The sequence below is a fragment of the Bordetella petrii genome (assembly GCF_020991325.1).
Taxonomy (GTDB): domain Bacteria; phylum Pseudomonadota; class Gammaproteobacteria; order Burkholderiales; family Burkholderiaceae_B; genus Bordetella_A; species Bordetella_A petrii_E.
In genome coordinates this window covers 1-17,110 of record NZ_JAJMLX010000081.1, presented here as the reverse complement: position 1 = coordinate 17,110, position 17,110 = coordinate 1, and the positions used below count along the sequence as shown (strand labels likewise).

Genomic DNA, 17,110 nt, shown 5'->3' with positions numbered 1-17,110 from the left:
AGGCATCCGGCGCGCCGGCGGCGCCGGCGCCCGCGTTCACCGCGCGTCACGCGCAGACCTTGCGCTACTCGCTGCCGGCGCTGGCTTGCCTGGTGCTGGTGCTGCTGGCTACCGAGATCATGCTGGGCCGCTCGCTGACGCATTGGGGCTACTGGAATTCGTTGATCGTGCTGGCCAGTTTCCTGGCCATTCTCGCGCTGGGGCAGGGGGCGGTGATCTTGACGGGCGGACTAGACCTGTCGCTGCCCTGGACGATAGGGTTGTCCGGCATTCTGTTCGCCGGTATTGCGCAAGGCGCCGATGCCTCGTTGCCTCATGCCTTGCTCATCGTGCTGGCGCTGGGCTGCCTGGTGGGCCTGGCCAACGGAGTGGCGGTCGTGGTGCTGGGCTTGTCGCCAATCGTTGCCACGCTGGCCGTCAACGGCATTCTGCAGGGACTGGCGTTGTTGTACTCGGGCGGCACGCCCGCGGGTTTTGCGCCGCCGCTGCTGCGCAGCTTCATGACCGGGCAGGTGCTGGGGGTGACTCCCGTGGTGCTTTTCGTGCTGCTGTTCGCGGTGGCCGCGGTATTGCTGTTGTCCTGCAGTGTGTTCGGCCGGCGCGTCTACGCCGTGGGAAACAGCGCCCTGGCGGCGCGCCTGGCCGGCGTGCCGGTGGGGCGTACGCTTATCGGCGTGTACATACTGTCCGGCTTGTGCGCCGCGCTGGTCGGTGTGCTGCTGACTGGGTTCTCGGGGCAGGCCAGCCTGGGCATGGGCGACGACTACTTGCTGCCGTCTATCGCCGTGGTGGTGGTGGGCGGCGGCCTGATCACCGGCGGCCGCGGGCACTATCTGGGCATGCTGGCCGGCGTGCTGCTGCTGACGGCGCTGCAGACACTGCTGGCGGGCAGCAATTTGCCCTATGCCACGCGCGCCATCCTGTACGGCGCGGTCGTGCTGGGCGCAGTGATCGCGCTGCGGGAAAAGTAAATGTACCAACAGCGGCGCGTGCCGCGAGGAGACCAGATGGGCAATCGATCGGACGGACTGGAAGGTTTGCGTGTCGTGGTGACGGCCGGGGCGGGAGGCATCGGGCTGGCCATCGTGTCGCACCTGGCCGAGCGCGGGGCGCGCGTGTTTACCTGCGATATCTCCGAGCCGGCCCTGGCGCAGCTGGCGCAACGGTATCCGCAGGTCGGCGCGGTGCGCGCCGACGTGTCCAGCGAAAGCGATGTGGCGGCCCTGTTCGATGCGGCCGGACGGCACCTGGGCGGGCTGGATGCGTTGGTGAACAATGCCGGCATCGCGGGGCCGACCGGGGCGGTGGAAGACCTGGACCCCGATGAATGGCGCCGCTGCCTCGACATCTGCCTGACCGGCCAGTTCCTGTGCACCCGCCTGGCAGTGCCCTTGCTCAAGGCGGCGGGCGGCGGCGCCATCGTCAACATGTCGTCGTCGGCGGGGCGCCACGGCTACGCTTACCGTACGCCATATTCCTCCGCCAAGTTCGGCGTTATCGGTTTCACGCAAAGCCTGGCCAAGGAACTCGGCCCGGCCGGCATCCGCGTCAATGCGATCCTGCCCGGCATTGTGGAAGGGCCACGCATGGAAGGCGTGATCCGCGCGCGCGCCGAGCAAGTGGGCGTGCCGTATGAACGCATGGAGGCCACCTACCTGGAACGCATATCGCTGCGCCGCATGGTCACGCCGCACGACGTGGCGCTGTCCACCGCCTACCTGCTGTCTGACGCCGGCCGCAATATTTCGGGCCAGTCCCTCAGTGTCGACGGCAACGTCGAGACGCTCTGACGGAGAAACCGCCATGCTCAATATCGCCATCGTCGGCGCCGGCCTGATCGGCCGGGCCTGGGCCATTGTGTTCGCGCGGGGCGGACATCGCGTCGCCCTGTGGGACAGTTCGCCCGGCCAGTCCGCCCGAGCGCGTGCCTTCGCCGAGTCGGTGCTGCCCGACCTGCATGCCCAGGGCTTGCTGCACGCCCAGGATCCTTCCGCCGTGCTGGCCCGCATGCGCGAGGAAACCGAGTTGGAGGCCGCCCTGGCCCAAGCCGACTACGTGCAGGAAAGCACGCCCGAAGTCCTGGACAGCAAGCGCGAGGTCTACGCGCAACTGGACAGCCTGGCGCCGCCCCAGGCCGTGCTGGCCAGTTCCACGTCGGCCTTGCTGCCGTCGCGCTTCACGGATCATCTGCCAGGGCGGGCCCGGTGCCTGGTGGCGCATCCGATCAATCCACCTTATCTGGTGCCGGCCGTCGAGGTCGTTCCGGCTCCCTGGACCGACCCGAAGGTCATGGAGCGCGCGCGCCAGGTGCTGGAGGATGCCGGCCAGGTGCCCATCATGATGCGCCGCGAGATCGACGGCTTTGTCATGAACCGCCTGCAGGGCGCGCTGTTGCAGGAAGCCTTCCGGCTGGTGGCCGACGGGTATGCCGGGGTCGAGGACGTCGACATCGGCATCCGCGAAGGCTTGGCGCTGCGCTGGTCGTTCATGGGGCCGTTCGAGACCATCGACCTGAATGCGCCCGGCGGCGTGCGCGATTACGCCGACCGCTACGAAGCCATGTATGCCGGCCTGTTCGAGCAGATGCAGCGGCGCGTGCCCTGGGGCGGCGCCACCATGGACCGTGTCGAGGCGGAACGCCGTGCGCTCCTGCCCGCCGAGGCGCTGCCCGACCGCCAGTTGTGGCGCGACCGCAAACTCATGGCCCTGGCCGCCCACAAGCAGGCCGGCCGCGACACTGAAACCCCCTGAGCGCGCCGCCAGCGCGCCCGATTTCCGGAGCCCAGCATGTCCCAGGATAAAGTCATCATCACCTGCGCCATCACCGGCGCGATCCATACGCCGTCCATGTCGCCGCATTTGCCGATCACGCCCGAACACATTGCGCGCGAAGCGGTGGCCGCGGCCGAGGCCGGCGCCGCCATTCTGCACTTGCACGCCCGCGACCCGCAGAACGGCAAGCCGGACCAGACGCCCGAGGCCTTTGCGCGCTTCCTGCCGGAGGTCAAGCAGCGCACCGATGCCGTGATCAACATCACCACCGGCGGCAGCCCCTATATGCGCGTGGAAGAGCGCGTGCGGCCGGCCGCGCAGTTCAAGCCCGAGGTCGCTTCCCTGAATATGGGCTCGATCAACTTCGGCCTGTACCACCTGCTGAACAAGTACAAGGACTTCCAGTTCGACTGGGAACGCGAGCACCTGGAGGCCACGCGCGACCTGGTGTTCCGCAACAGCTTCAAGGACATCGAATACATACTGTCCACGTGCTACGACAACGGCACCCGCTTCGAGTTCGAGTGCTATGACATCGCGCACCTGTACAACCTGGCGCACTTCGCCGACCGCGGCCTGGTCAAGGCCCCGTTCTTCGTGCAGTCGGTGTTCGGCCTGCTGGGCGGCATCGGCACGCACCCGGAAGATGTCATCCATATGCGCCGCACCGCCGACCGGTTGTTCGGCTCGGACTATCGCTGGTCGGTGCTCGGGGCGGGCGCCAGCCAGTTCCGCATCGCCGCGCAGTCCGTGGCCATGGGCGGCAACGTGCGGGTAGGGTTGGAAGACAGCCTGTGGGCGGGCAAGGGCCGCCTGGCGCAATCCAATGCCGAACAGGTGCGCTCGGTGCGCCAGGTGATCGAGGGCCTGGGCATGCAAATAGCCACCCCGGAAGAGGCGCGCCGCATTCTTCAACTGAAGGGCGCCGACCAGGTCGCATTCTGAGCCGCCGGTACCCGCCTGGACAAGGAGACATTCATGCGCATCGAAATACTGGCCGACGTGAAGACCACGCTGGGCGAAGGCCCGCTGTGGGACGTGCAAGAGCAGCGGCTGTACTGGATAGACAGCGCCGATGGCCGCATCTTCCGCTGCACCGCCGACGGGCGCGAACTGCGCGCCTGGGACTTGCCGCAAAAGATCGGCTCCATGGCCTTGCGCCAGCAGGGCGGCGCCGTGCTTTCCCTGGCGCGGGGCTTTCATTTCCTGGACTTCAAGACGGGAGACGTGGAACTGATCGTGGACCCCGAACCCGACAAGCCATCCAACCGCCTGAACGATGGCAAGGTCGACCGGCACGGCCGTTTCCTGGCCGGCAGCATGGACACCAATGAAGACGGCCCGAACGGCAGCTTGTATCGGCTGGACCCCGACCTGTCGCTGCATACCCTGGAGCGCGGCATCGTGGTGTCCAACGGCCCATGCTGGAGCCCCGACGGCAATACGTTCTACTTCAACGACACGTGGTCGGGCGAGATCTGGGCCTACGACTACGACCAGCAGACGGGCCAGGTGTCCAATCGCCGCGCCCATGCCAAAGTGGACATGAGTCGCGGCGGCGGGGCCGATGGATCCACGGTCGACGCGGACGGGTATCTGTGGAACGCCCTGGTGTACGACGGCAAGCTGGTGCGCTACGCGCCCGACGGCTCAGTGGACCGCGTCATCGACATGCCCGTGAAGAAGGTCACCAGCGTCATGTTCGGCGGCCCGGACCTGGACGTGCTGTACGTCACCTCCATGGCCAGGCCGCCGCTGCCGCGCTTCCCGGATGACGGCGTGGCGCGCGGCAGCCTGTTCGCCATTTACGGGCTGGGTGTGCGCGGCTTGCCGGAAAACCGGTTTGGAGGCTAGCCCCAAGGGGCTGTCCGGGAGGCCTTGTGCCGCCCGGACTGGGCGCGATCAGAAGTCGACGGACATCGACAGCTTGTAGACGCGGCCCATGCCCTGGGTGATTTGCCCGAACTGATTACCCACGGTGGCCCAGTAGTCCTTGTCGGCTACGTTGTCCACGCCGGCGCGCCATACGACATTGCGTCCGTCGATCTTGGTGGCGTAGCGCGCACCCAGGTCGATGCGGGTCCAGGCGGGAATCTTGCCCGTGTTGTCGATGTTTATGTACTGCGAGCCGCGACGTTGTACGTAGGCTTGCAGCGTCAGGCCCGTAAGGGCGGGTACGTCCCATTCGGCGCCCAGCACGGCCTGATAGCGAGGCACGCCCACCGCATCGTTGCCATCTTGCAGCGCTGCCTTGGTGCCGCGCAGCTCCGGATCCATGAAGGTGACGCCGCCAAGCAGCCGCACGCCGCGCATGGGTTCGCCGTAGATGTTCAGCTCCAGGCCGCGATTACGCTGCGAGCCGGCCAGCCCGAATATGTTGTCGGAGTTGACATACGCCTGGGGCTTCTCGATCTGGAAGACGCCGATGTTGCCGCCAATATCGCCGAAATCCAGCTTTACGCCCGCTTCGGTCTGCTTGGTGCGGTAGGGCGCCAACGACGCGCTGGGGTTGGCGGCGGTGTCCGGGGCCGAGTCGCCTTTGGTGAGACCTTCGATGTGGTTCACATAAAAGGCCACCGGTTCCCAGGGCCGCACGACCAGGCCGTATGCCGGTGTCCAGACCGAATCGTCGTAGTCGCCGGTAGACTCGCCAGTTGGCGTGTATGTCTGGTTTTTCAGCCGCTGGTGACGGACACCCGCGGTCAAGAGCACCTTGCCGTCCAGGAACGACAACTGATCCGACATGGCGATACTTTGCAGGCGGGTGCGGTCAGTGATTCCCGGGTCGCTCATGTCGCCCGTCGGCGTGCCGCCGGTAGGGCGCGGGATATAGGTCGGGTCCGAAATATCCACGACCCCGCCGCTTACGAATTCGAATGCCTGGCGCGAGTCGCTGCGCATCGCCGACAGGCCCAGGTTGACGGTATGCCCGACCGGGCCCGTGTCGAACTTGCCCCGGACGCCGATTTCGCCGCTGACGGCATCCCGTTCGAAGGGCACCGTCAAGCGGCTGACCGTTCCGATGCCATCGGCGCCGACGCGAGGCTGGCCGTAGTCTCCGCTTTCATGGTCGTGGCTTGCGCCGATTGCCGCATAGCCCATCCAACTGCTGGAAAAGTCGTATTCCGCCCGCAGTACGCCGAACGTGCTTTCCAGTTCGCTGTATGTCCAGGGCTGCCCATAATTGATGTGGTTCGACGGCGGCGAGGGCGCGTCGTCTCCGGTGGGCACGATGGTGGGCCGCGGTTGCGAATAACGGTACTTCTGGTAACCCGCATCCAGCGATACCCGCAGCCGCTCGCCTAGGTAATCCAGCCCTACGGTGCCCACTGTCATGCGTTCGCCGGCATCGTCCACGACCGTATCGCCGTCGCGGTGCGCCGCATTGACCCGGATGCCGAATTGCTGGCTGTCGCCCCAACGCCGGCCGATGTCGACGCTACCGCCCACCTGCGTATCACTGGTGTAGTCCAGCGTGGCGCGGGTTAGCGGATCGGCCCCGGCACGCTTGGGCTGGATGTTGATCGACCCACCCAACCCCGAACCGCCCGGGGCGGCGCCATTCAGGAACGCGTTGGCGCCCTTCAGGATCTCGACGCGCTCGACCATTTGCGTGGGCAGCACCTGGCGCGGCAGGATGCCGTACAGGCCATTGAACGAGAGGTCGTCGTTGTTCAACGCAAAGCCTCGGATGGAAAAGGTTTCGGCCGAATTGCCGAACCCATTGCCCACCTGCACCGATGCATCGTTCTTCACGACATCGCCCAGGGTACGCGCCTGCTGGTCTTCGATTAGCTTGGACGTGTAGCTGGTAACCACAAAGGGAGCGTCCATATTGTCGATGTTGCCCAGCACGCCCAATTGCCCGCCGCGCGCCACCTGGCCGCCGGCAAATTCGATGGGAGTGGGCGCGGATACGCTGCCTTCACCTACCACCGTGGTGGTTTCCATCGTGGTGATGGCGCCTTGAACCGTTTGCGACCACGCTGGCGTGCAAGTAACCGCGGCAGCGGACAATGCACCCTGCAGAGCCAGGTTCAGCGGTTTGAGTCGGGTGCGGCGCGCAAGCGGGGATAGGGGGGTAGAAGCGTGGACGGGCATGAAGGCAGAGAGAATGAAGGGTGAAAATAAGAATTTGTCGTATTATCCGGGCCGTGGCCGGCGGATGCAAACAGTTTCACGACCATGTCACGGGGATGTGCCGCCTTCCCGCCACATTGGCCTGGCACGATAATGTCCCATTTCCGGGCGCCCGCCGCCTTGGTGCATGTCCCGATGAAAGGTTCCCGCAATTCCGTCACGTCGCTGCGCATTTTCCTGGCCGCGGCGCGCAGCCTGAATTTCAGCCGCAGCGCGGAAGAACTCAGCCTGACCCAGAGCGCGGTCAGCAAGCACATCAGCGCGCTGGAAGGGCGCCTGGGCGTGGCGCTGTTCCAGCGCCTGCCCACCGGCCTGCGCCTGACTTACGCCGGCGCCATGTATTTCGAACGCATCAGCGCCGCGCTGCGCCTGATCGACGAGGCCGATGCGCTGGTGGCGCAGCCCGGATCCCGGGTGGCGCTGAATGTGGCCGTTTCGCCGTCATTCGCCCAGTTCTGTTTGCTGCCCGGCCTGGCCGAGTTCTTTGAACGCCACCCAGGCATACGCGTGAATGTCAGGCCGCGCCTGCTGTACGGCCGCGGCGAGGCCGAGCGCTTCGATGCCGAGATCCAGCTGCATGCGGGCTATGTATCGGGCATGTCGGCCACCTACCTGTGCGGCCGGGAAATGGTCCTGGTGGCGGCGCCGCGCCTGTTGCAGCGTCACCCCGTGCGCTGTGTCGACGACCTGGACGGCCTGCCGCTGCTCAAGCGCGCGCAGCGCGGCTATGGCTGGGATGAATGGCGGGCCGACGTGGCGCCGCTGTGGCCGGGGCCTTCCATGACGGCACCCGAATACGAGGGCTTTTCCGTGTTGTTGCCCGCCGTCATGCATGGCCTGGGCGCAGCCATCGTGCCCCTGTGCATGGTGTTGCAGCCCCTGCAAGACGGCACGCTGTGCCGCCCGCTGGGCGAGGTGGTGGAAGGGCGCTTCGGGTATCACCTGATGCAGCCGCGGCCCAATGTGGGCGGGCCCTACGCCGATGCGTTCTGCGCCTGGATGGAAGAGCGCGCCCAGGCCCTGAACCAGGCCGTGCGCGCCTTCGTACAACGCTGAGTCCGACGCTATTCCATTACGGAATGGCGCATGCGCATACATCCCTTGTCCGCGCCATTCCGACGGCTCAGAATGGTTACCGGTTCTAACAAAAACGGCTCGGTAACTATGAACAAGTGGAAAAAACTCCTGCGCGGCATTGTGGCTGTCGCCTGCGTCTCGCTGCCTGCCCTGGCGGCGGCGTATCCCGATAAACCCGTGAAAATCGTCGTGCCTTATTCGGCGGGCGGCAGTTCCGACCTGATCGCGCGCGCCATCGGCGAGCAGCTGGGAACCGAACTGGGGCAGCCCGTGGTGGTCGAGAACCGCGCCGGCGCGGGCTCCATGATAGGCACCGCTTATGTCTCGGCCGAAGCGCCCGACGGCTACACACTGCTGCTGGCCGATGTGCCCTTCACCATCGTGCCCGCGCTGTACCGCGACCGCGTCAAGTACGACGCCGGCAAGGATTTCGCGCCGATTGCCCTGGTGGGCCTATCGCCCATGTATCTGTTCGCCAGCCCGAACTACCCCGACAAGGACGTGGCCGGCCTGGTGGCCGATGCCAAAGCGCGGCCGGGGGTGATCTCCGTGGGCTCCGGCGGCAACGGCTCGTTGACCCACCTGCTGGCCGAACTGTTCATGCTCACCACCGATACCAGGCTGGTGCACGTGCCCTACAAGGGCGCCGCCGCTTCGGTCAGCGATCTGGCCGGCGGGCAGATCGACGTCAGCTTCAGCAGCATGCCCAGCGCCGCGGCCCTGTTCCAGGCCGGCAAGATCCGCCCCATGGCCGTCTCGTCGCCGCAGCGCCAGCCCGCCACGCCCGATGTGCCCACCTTCCAGGAAAGCGGCCTGTCCGGCATGAGCGTGCAAAGCTGGTGGGGCCTGGTGGCGCCGGCCGGTACCCCCCAGGCGGTGCTGGACAAGCTGGGCGCCGCCATGGCCAAGGTAATGCAGTCGCCCGCCATCGCGCAGCGCTATGCGGGCATAGGCGCCAACGTGCCCGGGCAGACCGATGCGCAGGCGCTGCAGGCCTTGCTGGCGGCGGACTTCCAGCGCTGGCAGGATGTGGTCAGCCGCGCCGGCATCAATCTGGAATAACTCTCGCAGGCGCCCGGGTGGGCGCCTGGTCTTTCAAGGAAGGTCATGACTCAGTGGTTGCAGGCGGCCGCGCAGGACGCGCATTTGATGGACGATTTTCTTGCGCTGTGCGGGTTCGGCGGCCGCCTGACCGGCAGCGGCCAGGACGTTGCCGCGGCCCGTTGGGCCTTGCAGCGCCTGCAGGCCGTGGCGGCGGGCGACGTGCAGCACCTGCGGGTACCCTACGATGGTTGGCGCTGCCTGCAGGCCAGCCTGGAACTGCTGGACGCCCAGGGCCGGGCCACGCTGCTGCCGTGTAAACCCTTGTTGCGCTCGGCATCCACCAGCCCCGCGGGGCTGGTGGCCCCGGTACTGGACCTGGGGCAGGGCCGCGCGGAAGATTTCGAGCGCGCCGGCGAGCAGGTGCGGGGCAAGATCGTGCTGGTGCGGCATGAATACCCCTTCACGCCGCATCACCTGCATCGCCGCCGCAAGTACGACATGGCAGTGCAGGCCGGCGCCGTCGGTTTTCTTATTGCCAACCCCTGGCCGGGTGGCGGACTGCTGTCGGGTTCGTCGGGCCGTCCGCGCGATGGCGCCGGCATTCCCGCGGCATATATCGACGAAGCCGGCGCCCGCATGCTGGCCGGCGCGGGCGGGCAGGCACGGCTGCTGATCCAGGGCCAGGAAGACCTGGACGCGTTGGCGGACGTAGCTATCCTGGATATTCCGGGCGGACGCGACAGCCGGATCGTCATCAGTGCCCACCTGGACGGACACGACCTGGGCTGCAGCGCGCTGGACAACGCCACCGGGGTGGCCGTGGCGCTGGCGGCCGCGCGCATCCTGGCGCCGCATGTCTCCGCGCAAACCCCGGGCCTGCGCATCTGCTTTTTCTGCGCCGAAGAATGGGCGCTGGCCGGCTCGGCGCGTTACCTGGCCGACCTGCCCGAAACAGAACGCGCCCGCCTGAAGCTGAACATCAACCTGGACACGGTGGCGGGCGACGATACCCTCACCGCCCTGATCAGCGATTTTCCCGAACTGGCCCGCTATGTTGCGCAGTCCGCACAGGCGGCTGGTGTGGCGGTGGGCAGCTGGCTGCCCTTCATGCCCAATTCCGACCACGCCAATTTCGCGCGCCACGGCATTCCGGCGCTGCGCCTGGTGGCGGGCTTCGACCGGCCCGATACGCGCGTGAACCGCATCCTGACGGCGCAGGACACGCCCGACATCATCCAGGAACCGGAACTGCGGCGCGCCCTGGCGGTCACTTGCGCCATGGGCGCGGTGGCGCTGGGGCTCGGCGACGGCCAACTGGACGCGCTGGCCCGCCGCGACTGAGGCGGGAGGCCAGGCACGCCCGGCCTGCTTACTTTTCCGCCCAGGGCGTGTCTTTCCAGAAGGCCTGGAACAGTTCTTCATTGGCCCGCAGTTCCGCTTCATACTCGGCGGGCGCCAGGTAGCGCAGCGGGGCGTACATGGTCTTGGCCTTCTCCTGGAAGCCGGGATCCTGCACCGCCTGCTGCACGGCCTTGACCAGTTTCTCCTTCACGTCGGCCGGCAGGCCCTTGGGCGCGCCGATGCCCCGCAGCGATGACATGATGATGTCGTGGCCTTGTTCCTTGAACGTGGGCAGGTCCGGGGCGATGGGCGAGCGTTCCTGGCTCATGACGCCCAGGTCGCGCATGGGCGAACCCGCCTTGATGTAGGCCATGGCTTCGCCGATGTTCATGGCGGCCATGGCGATTTCGCCGCTGGAAATCGCGCTGCGCACTTCGCCCGCGCCCTTGTAGGGCACGTGGGTCAGTTTCGTGCCCGTGGCCTTTTCAAACAGCAGCATCGAAAGGTGGTCGTCCGAGCCTATGCCGGTGGTGCCCACGGTCACCTTGCCCGGGTTGGCCTTGGCGTACTCGGCCAGGTCTTTCAGGTTCTTGATGTTGCTGCTGGTATTGACGGCAAAACTGTCGGGGTCGTCGATCAAGTTGCCGATCAGGTCGAAGTCGGTCCAGTGGTACTGGGCCTTGCGCTCGATCGGGATGGTGATCATGTTGGGGGTGTTCAGGAAGCCGATGGTGTAGCCGTCCGGCTTGGCGCGCGCAATCTCGGCAAAACCGATGGCTCCGCCCGCGCCGGGCCGGTTCAGCACCACAATGGTCGCGCCGTTGCCCAGGTATTTTTCAATATAGGGCGCCAGCGCGCGCGCGATCAGGTCGGTTCCGCCGCCGGGTCCGTACGACACCACCATATTGATCGGATGCTCGGGGTAATCGGCCTGCGCCGCCGGGCTGGCCAGCGCGGCGGCCAGCATCAGGCTGGTGGCCGCCAGGGCCGTGAACTTGTCCTTCAGTTTGTTTTTCAGGGTGATGCTTGGCTGCATGGATGTCTCCTTCTCGTTGTGGAAATCAGGCCTGGAACCTGCGCTGGAAAGCGGGCAGTACTTCGGGGTTGATCATGCGGGGGGGCGTGCCGCCGGCGCACAGCAGCGCGATCTGCTCGGCAGCGATGGTTGCCACATTGCGCCGGCCTTCGTGGCTGACGCCGGCCGTATGGAACGTGGACACCACGTTGCCCAGCCCCAGCAAGGGGTGGTCGTGCGGCGGCGGCTCGATCTTCCATACATCCAGGCCGGCGCCGCCCAGGTGCCCGGCCGCCAGCGCGTCGTACAGCGCCGCTTCATCATGGATGCCGCCACGCGCCGTGGTAATGAACAGTGCGCCGCGCTTCATGGCGCCGAATGCCGCCTGGCCGAACATGTTGGCGGTCTCGGCGTTGCGCGGGCAGTGCAGCGACACCACGTCGCTGCTGGCCAGCAATTCATCCAGCGCCACGGCGCGCGCGCCGCGCGCCTGGATTTCCGCCGCGTCCAGGTACGGATCGTAGGCCAGCACTTCCATGCCGAATGCCCGGCCCAGTTGCGCGGCGCGGCGGCCGATATGGCCTATGCCCACCAGCCCCAGCACCTTGCCGTTGATCTCGTGTCCCATCAGGTCTTCGCGCGTGAAGCCGCTGGCGGTCTTCAGCAGATGGTCGGATTCGACGATGCGGCGCGCCACCGCCAATATCAGGCCGAAGGCCATTTCGGCCACGGATGCCGCATTGCCGCCGGCCTGGTTCACCACCAGGATGCCGTGCTCAGTGCAGGCCGGCACGTCGACCGTGTCGTATCCCGCGCCTGAAGTCGATACGCACGCCAGGCGGGGGCAGCGCTGGATCAGGTCCCGGGTCACCTGCCATTGCGGGGGAACTTCATCCTTCGCGGCCGACACATGATAAATGTCCGCCTGGCTGAACTCCTCCCAAAGCGATGGTTCGGGGGCTTTCAGGTCCAGCACCCGCAGTTCGGCATGCGGGCTGGCGCCCAGGATCCTGTCGAAACTGGCGTCGGTCCATAGATTCAGCCGCACTACTTTTTTGCCCATGTCGCTTGTCTCCATCCAATGAGCGGGATTCGTTGGGCTCAAAGTCTAAGGGGGGGCAGGGGCCTGAATCCGCAAAATTTTTGCGTTTTCAACGCAAAGGAATTTGCGCGGGCCGGCGGGCGGGCCGCTTCAGAAGGTGTGCTGGGCGTGTTCCACCAGGGTTTGCGCCACGCTGACGCGCGGACCCTGGCTGCCCCAGATCAGGCCGATGCGCCGGATGGGCGTGCGCTCGGGCAGGGGGATCTTCACCAGCCCGTCGGCCTTGTACCAGATCGAGAACGAATCGGGCACCAGGGACACGCCTACGCCGCGTTCCACCAGCGACACAATGGTCAGCAGGCTGTCCACTTCGATGCGCTGGTTGGGAACCAGCGCGTTGTCTTTCAGATATCGATCCACCAGCTTGCCGCTGTGCGCCATGCGGTCATAGCGGATGAAGGGCTCCTGCAGCAGCAGATCGTGGGCGTCGCGGCCGGCCATGTGGGCGGGCGCGATCACGATCAGGGGTTCTTCCTGCAAGGTGTGCCAGCCGCAATTCTTGTGGATGGCGAACGACGGCTCGATAACCACGGCGATGTCCAGCTGGCCCATGTGTACGCGCCGGCACAATTCCGCCGAGGCGTCGTAGGCAATGTAGATGGACAGTTCGGGATACCTGGCGCAGAAGCCCTCCAGCAGCACCGGCAGGTGCGTGGTCAGCGCCGACGGAAACACGCCCAGCCGCAGCTCGCCTTCGAAGGTTCCGGAACTGGCAATGGCCTGCAGGTCGCGGGCCGACTGGATCAGTTCCTTGGCGCGGTCATAGATGCGCATGCCGGCCTCGGTGGGGGTCAAGGTTTGGCCGGACCGCTGCAGCAATGGGGTGCCCAGCTCATTTTCCAGGATGCGGATGCGCGCCGCCACGGCGCCGGGGGTCAGGTGCAGGCGGCGTGCCGCCTCGGCCAGTGAGCGGCATTCCACCACCTTGGCGTAGCTTTCCAGGTACTCGGTATTCAAACGCAGCCTCCGTGCCGGCTATGCCTGCCGGTTGTCGATGGCTGCATGGTAGATCAATCGTGCGCGCGGACAGAAAATGCCCCCACGCTGCGCCTTCGGCTTGCTGCCCCCCAAGGGGGCTTTTTTGCCTTGGGGCGGCCCGGCGGCAAAAAAATGCCCCCACGCTGCGCCTACGGCTTGCTGCCCCCCAAGGGGGCTTTTTGCCTTGGGGCGGCCCGGCGGCAAAAAAAACCCCCGGGCGGACCCGCCCGGGGATGCATGCGCCTTGGCCAGTGGCCCGCGGCTTTAGACTTCGATGACGTCGGCTACATCTTTGTAGTCGGCGATCTTGTCGAAGTTCAGGTACTGGTAGATCTGGTCGCCGCTCTTGTTGATGACGCCCATGTCGGCCATGTACTCGTCCTTGGTGGGGATGCGGCCCAGGCGCGAGCAGATGGCGGCCAGTTCGGCCGAACCCAGATACACGTTGGTGTTCTTGCCCAGGCGGTTCGGGAAGTTGCGCGTGCTGGTGGACATGACCGTGGCGCCTTCGCGTACTTGGGCCTGGTTGCCCATGCACAGCGAGCAGCCCGGCATTTCGGTGCGGGCACCGGCCGTGCCGAACACGCCATAGTGGCCTTCTTCGGTAAGCTGCTGCGCGTCCATCTTGGTGGGCGGGGCCACCCACAGCTTGACCGGAATGTCCCGCTTGCCTTCCAGCAGCTTCGATGCCGCGCGGAAGTGGCCGATGTTGGTCATGCAGCTGCCGATGAACACTTCGTCGATCTTGGCGCCGGCCACGTCCGACAGCGTTTTCACGTCGTCCGGGTCGTTCGGGCAGGCCACGATGGGCTCGTGCACGTCGGCCAGATCGATCTCGATGACGGCGGCGTATTCGGCGTCGGCATCCGGTTCCAGCAGCTTGGGGTCGGCCAGCCAGGCTTCCATGGCCTTGATGCGGCGGCCCAGCGAGCGCTCGTCTTCATAGCCATTGGCGATCATCCACTTCAGCATGACGATGTTGCTGTTGATGTATTCGATGATCGGTTCTTTGTTCAGGTGTACCGAGCAGCCGGCGGCCGAGCGCTCGGCCGAGGCATCGGACAGTTCGAATGCCTGTTCCACCTTCAGGTCGGGCAGGCCCTCGATTTCCAGGATGCGGCCGGAGAAGATGTTCTTCTTGCCTTGCTTGGCCACGGTAAGCAGGCCTTGCTTGATGGCATACAGCGGAATGGCATTGACCAGGTCGCGCAGCGTGACGCCGGGCTGCATCTTGCCCTTGAAGCGCACCAGCACCGATTCCGGCATGTCCAGCGGCATGACGCCGGTAGCGGCGGCAAAGGCCACCAGGCCCGAACCGGCCGGGAACGAGATGCCGATGGGGAAGCGCGTGTGCGAATCGCCGCCGGTGCCCACGGTATCGGGCAGCAGCATGCGGTTCAGCCACGAGTGGATCACGCCATCGCCCGGACGCAGCGAAATACCGCCGCGGGTGCTGATGAACTGCGGCAGGGTGTGGTGCGTTTTCACGTCCACGGGCTTGGGATAGGCTGCGGTGTGGCAGAACGACTGCATGACCAGGTCGGCCGAGAAGCCCAGGCAGGCCAGGTCTTTCAGTTCGTCGCGGGTCATGGGGCCGGTGGTGTCCTGGCTGCCCACCGAGGTCATGCGCGGTTCGCAGTAAGTGCCCGGGCGCACGCCCTGGCCTTCCGGCAGGCCGCAGGCGCGGCCCACCATTTTCTGGGCCAGCGAGAAGCCGCGGCCCGAATCGGCCGGGTTCTTGGGCAGGCGGAACAGTGTCGACGGAGCCAGGCCCAGCGCCTCGCGGGCCTTGGCGGTCAGGCCGCGGCCAATGATCAGGGGAATACGGCCGCCGGCGCGCACTTCGTCGAACAGCACGTCGGACTTGACCTGGAACTCGGCCACGACTTCGCCGTTCTTCAAGGCCTTGCCTTCATAGGGGCGCAACTCGATGACATCGCCCATTTCCATCTTGGACGTGTCCAGTTCGATGGGCAGCGCGCCCGCGTCTTCCATGGTGTTGTAGAAGATGGGGGCGATCTTGCCGCCCAGGCACACGCCGCCGTAGCGCTTGTTGGGCACGAAGGGGATGTCTTCGCCGGTAAACCACAGCACCGAGTTGGTGGCCGACTTGCGCGACGAACCCGTGCCCACCACGTCGCCCACATAGGCAACCAGGTGGCCTTTTTCTTTCAGCGATTCGATGAACTTCACCGGGCCGCGCTTGCCGTCTTCTTCGGGCTGGAAGGCCGCGCCGTCGCGCTTGTTCTTCAGCATCGCCAGCGCGTGCATGGGGATGTCGGGGCGCGTGGTGGCGTCGGGGGCCGGCGACAGGTCGTCGGTGTTGGTTTCGCCCGGCACCTTGAACACGGTAATGGTCAGGCTTTCCGGCAGTTCCGGACGGCTGGTGAACCATTCGGCGTCGGCCCAGCTCTGGACGACGGCGCGCGCATTGGCATTGCCCTTGTCGGCTTTTTCCTTCACGTCGTGGAAGGCGTCGAACATCAGCAGGGTTTTCTTCAGCCCGTTGGCGGCGATGGTGCCAACTTCGGCGTCGTCCAGCAGTTCGATCAGCGGGCCGATGTTGTAGCCACCCAGCATGGTGCCTAGCAGTTCAGTCGCCTTGGCCCGGCTGATCAGCGCACACGATTCCTTGCCCAGCGCCACGGCCGCCAGGTACGACGCCTTGACCTTGGCGGCGTCATCCACGCCAGCGGGCACGCGGTGCGTCAGCAGGTCCAGCAGGTTTTCTGCCTCGCCCTCGGGCGGGTTCTTCAGCAGTTCGATCAGGTCGGCGGTTTGTTGGGCCGAGAGCGGCAGCGGGGGAATGCCCAGCGCGGCGCGCTCGGCAACGTGTTGGCGGTACGTTTCCAGCATGAGAAGGCCTGCAAAAAAGTCGGGTTGCGGGAAGGGTTGTTGCCGGGGATTGTAGAGGGAGGAGGGGGGTGGGAGCAAGTGTCTTATATCTTATATAAGACTTGATCGCGGTATCGGGCCGGACCTGTTGCTGTCCCGCATACAATGGCCGCTTGCCCAGGCCCGCCATGCGATATTTCCGCCGCTACACCACCACCAATCCTTATCTGGACCACGACCCGTTCGCGCCGCCTCGGCCGGCGCAGGCCGCGCCATCGCGCGCGGTCCGGCAGCGCTCGGCGCTGCAGGCGCTGGACGGCCGCTTTGCGGTGGCCGACCTGGAAACCACCGGGCTGTCCACCTCCAGCTGCGAAATCCTGGAATTCGCGGCCGTGCATGTGGCGTCGGACGGCAGCATCGAACGCGAGTTTTCCCAGGTGGTGCGTACCTGCGGGCCCGTGCCGCCTTTCATTACCCGCCTGACGGGCATCACCCAGGCCGAGGTGGACCGCCACGGCATTCCGGTGGTCGAGGCATTCTCGGCGTTCCTGGCATTCCTGGCGGATACGCCGGTGTTCTTCCACAACGCATCGTTCGACCGCCGTTTTCTGCAGGCCGCCGCCAGCCAGACCGGCCTGCCCTTCGACAACGCCACCCATTGCACGCTGCAGCTCGCCCGCCAGGCCTGGCCCGAACTGCCGTCGCACAAGCTGCAGATCCTGGCGCGCCACGTGGGCGCCGCTGACCCCACCCACCGGGCGCTGGCCGACGTGCGCAGCACCGTGGCCGTGGCCTTGGCGGCCCGG

Annotated in this window: 14 protein-coding genes; 9 read left to right on the top strand and 5 right to left on the bottom strand. The window is 66.2% G+C overall.

Annotated elements, in window-relative coordinates; translation table 11 throughout:
- The 5 genes from LPZ50_RS10560 to LPZ50_RS10540 all read left to right on the top strand — a co-directional run.
- The coding region (locus LPZ50_RS10560; protein ID WP_230661071.1) for an ABC transporter permease at positions 1-971 on the top strand (971 nt) is incomplete at its 5' end.
- Positions 972-1,007: 36 nt separating this feature from the next.
- Positions 1,008-1,790: an SDR family oxidoreductase gene (locus tag LPZ50_RS10555; RefSeq protein ID WP_230661070.1), complete on the top strand. Its 783-nt coding sequence runs from the start codon at positions 1,008-1,010 to the stop codon at positions 1,788-1,790.
- Between the two features lie 13 nt (positions 1,791-1,803).
- Entirely contained in the window at positions 1,804-2,751 is a 948-nt protein-coding gene (locus LPZ50_RS10550) for a 3-hydroxyacyl-CoA dehydrogenase (RefSeq protein ID WP_230661069.1), read from the top strand.
- Positions 2,752-2,787: 36 nt separating this feature from the next.
- Positions 2,788-3,717 (top strand): 3-keto-5-aminohexanoate cleavage protein, encoded by a 930-nt coding sequence (locus tag LPZ50_RS10545; RefSeq protein ID WP_230661068.1) that lies wholly within the window; start codon positions 2,788-2,790, stop codon positions 3,715-3,717.
- A 33-nt stretch (positions 3,718-3,750) separates the two neighbouring features.
- Positions 3,751-4,626: an SMP-30/gluconolactonase/LRE family protein gene (locus LPZ50_RS10540; RefSeq protein ID WP_230661066.1), complete on the top strand. Its 876-nt coding sequence runs from the start codon at positions 3,751-3,753 to the stop codon at positions 4,624-4,626.
- Positions 4,627-4,674: 48 nt separating this feature from the next.
- Here the strand turns inward: LPZ50_RS10540 and LPZ50_RS10535 are convergent, their stop codons facing one another.
- Entirely contained in the window at positions 4,675-6,723 is a 2,049-nt protein-coding gene (locus tag LPZ50_RS10535) for a TonB-dependent receptor (protein WP_230661064.1), read from the bottom strand.
- Positions 6,724-7,047: 324 nt separating this feature from the next.
- Between LPZ50_RS10535 and LPZ50_RS10530 the strand changes: the two genes are divergently transcribed.
- The 3 genes from LPZ50_RS10530 (at position 7,048) to LPZ50_RS10520 (ending at position 10,374) form a co-directional block, all read left to right on the top strand.
- Entirely contained in the window at positions 7,048-7,968 is a 921-nt protein-coding gene (locus LPZ50_RS10530) for a LysR substrate-binding domain-containing protein (protein WP_230661061.1), read from the top strand.
- A gap of 108 nt (positions 7,969-8,076) precedes the next feature.
- A complete protein-coding gene (locus tag LPZ50_RS10525) occupies positions 8,077-9,051 on the top strand; it encodes a Bug family tripartite tricarboxylate transporter substrate binding protein (RefSeq protein ID WP_230661059.1) in 975 nt (324 codons plus the stop codon).
- 45 nt (positions 9,052-9,096) lie between these two features.
- Entirely contained in the window at positions 9,097-10,374 is a 1,278-nt protein-coding gene (locus LPZ50_RS10520) for a M28 family peptidase (RefSeq protein ID WP_230661057.1), read from the top strand.
- Between the two features lie 28 nt (positions 10,375-10,402).
- Here the strand turns inward: LPZ50_RS10520 and LPZ50_RS10515 are convergent, their stop codons facing one another.
- The 4 genes from LPZ50_RS10515 to acnB form a co-directional block, all read right to left on the bottom strand.
- A complete protein-coding gene (locus LPZ50_RS10515) occupies positions 10,403-11,410 on the bottom strand; it encodes a tripartite tricarboxylate transporter substrate binding protein (protein WP_419195588.1) in 1,008 nt (335 codons plus the stop codon).
- A gap of 25 nt (positions 11,411-11,435) precedes the next feature.
- A complete protein-coding gene (locus LPZ50_RS10510; RefSeq protein ID WP_230661054.1) occupies positions 11,436-12,452 on the bottom strand; it encodes a hydroxyacid dehydrogenase in 1,017 nt (338 codons plus the stop codon).
- 129 nt (positions 12,453-12,581) lie between these two features.
- Positions 12,582-13,448 (bottom strand): LysR family transcriptional regulator, encoded by an 867-nt coding sequence (locus tag LPZ50_RS10505; RefSeq protein WP_230661051.1) that lies wholly within the window; start codon positions 13,446-13,448, stop codon positions 12,582-12,584.
- A 285-nt stretch (positions 13,449-13,733) separates the two neighbouring features.
- Entirely contained in the window at positions 13,734-16,325 is a 2,592-nt protein-coding gene (gene acnB, locus LPZ50_RS10500) for a bifunctional aconitate hydratase 2/2-methylisocitrate dehydratase (RefSeq protein ID WP_230661048.1), read from the bottom strand.
- Between the two features lie 167 nt (positions 16,326-16,492).
- On the opposite strand from acnB, the gene LPZ50_RS10495 reads away from it, so the two are divergent.
- On the top strand, positions 16,493-17,110 hold a 618-nt coding region (locus LPZ50_RS10495), incomplete at its 3' end, for a PolC-type DNA polymerase III (protein ID WP_230661044.1).

Coding starts and splice junctions, on each gene's coding strand:
- LPZ50_RS10555 (WP_230661070.1), top strand. CDS start 1,008: ATGGGCAATCGATCGGACGGACTGGAAGGTTTGCGTGTCGTGGTGACG.
- LPZ50_RS10550 (WP_230661069.1), top strand. CDS start 1,804: ATGCTCAATATCGCCATCGTCGGCGCCGGCCTGATCGGCCGGGCCTGG.
- LPZ50_RS10545 (WP_230661068.1), top strand. CDS start 2,788: ATGTCCCAGGATAAAGTCATCATCACCTGCGCCATCACCGGCGCGATC.
- LPZ50_RS10540 (WP_230661066.1), top strand. CDS start 3,751: ATGCGCATCGAAATACTGGCCGACGTGAAGACCACGCTGGGCGAAGGC.
- LPZ50_RS10535 (WP_230661064.1), bottom strand. CDS start 6,723: ATGGAAACCACCACGGTGGTAGGTGAAGGCAGCGTATCCGCGCCCACT.
- LPZ50_RS10530 (WP_230661061.1), top strand. CDS start 7,048: ATGAAAGGTTCCCGCAATTCCGTCACGTCGCTGCGCATTTTCCTGGCC.
- LPZ50_RS10525 (WP_230661059.1), top strand. CDS start 8,077: ATGAACAAGTGGAAAAAACTCCTGCGCGGCATTGTGGCTGTCGCCTGC.
- LPZ50_RS10520 (WP_230661057.1), top strand. CDS start 9,097: ATGACTCAGTGGTTGCAGGCGGCCGCGCAGGACGCGCATTTGATGGAC.
- LPZ50_RS10515 (WP_419195588.1), bottom strand. CDS start 11,410: ATGCAGCCAAGCATCACCCTGAAAAACAAACTGAAGGACAAGTTCACG.
- LPZ50_RS10510 (WP_230661054.1), bottom strand. CDS start 12,452: ATGGGCAAAAAAGTAGTGCGGCTGAATCTATGGACCGACGCCAGTTTC.
- acnB (WP_230661048.1), bottom strand. CDS start 16,325: ATGCTGGAAACGTACCGCCAACACGTTGCCGAGCGCGCCGCGCTGGGC.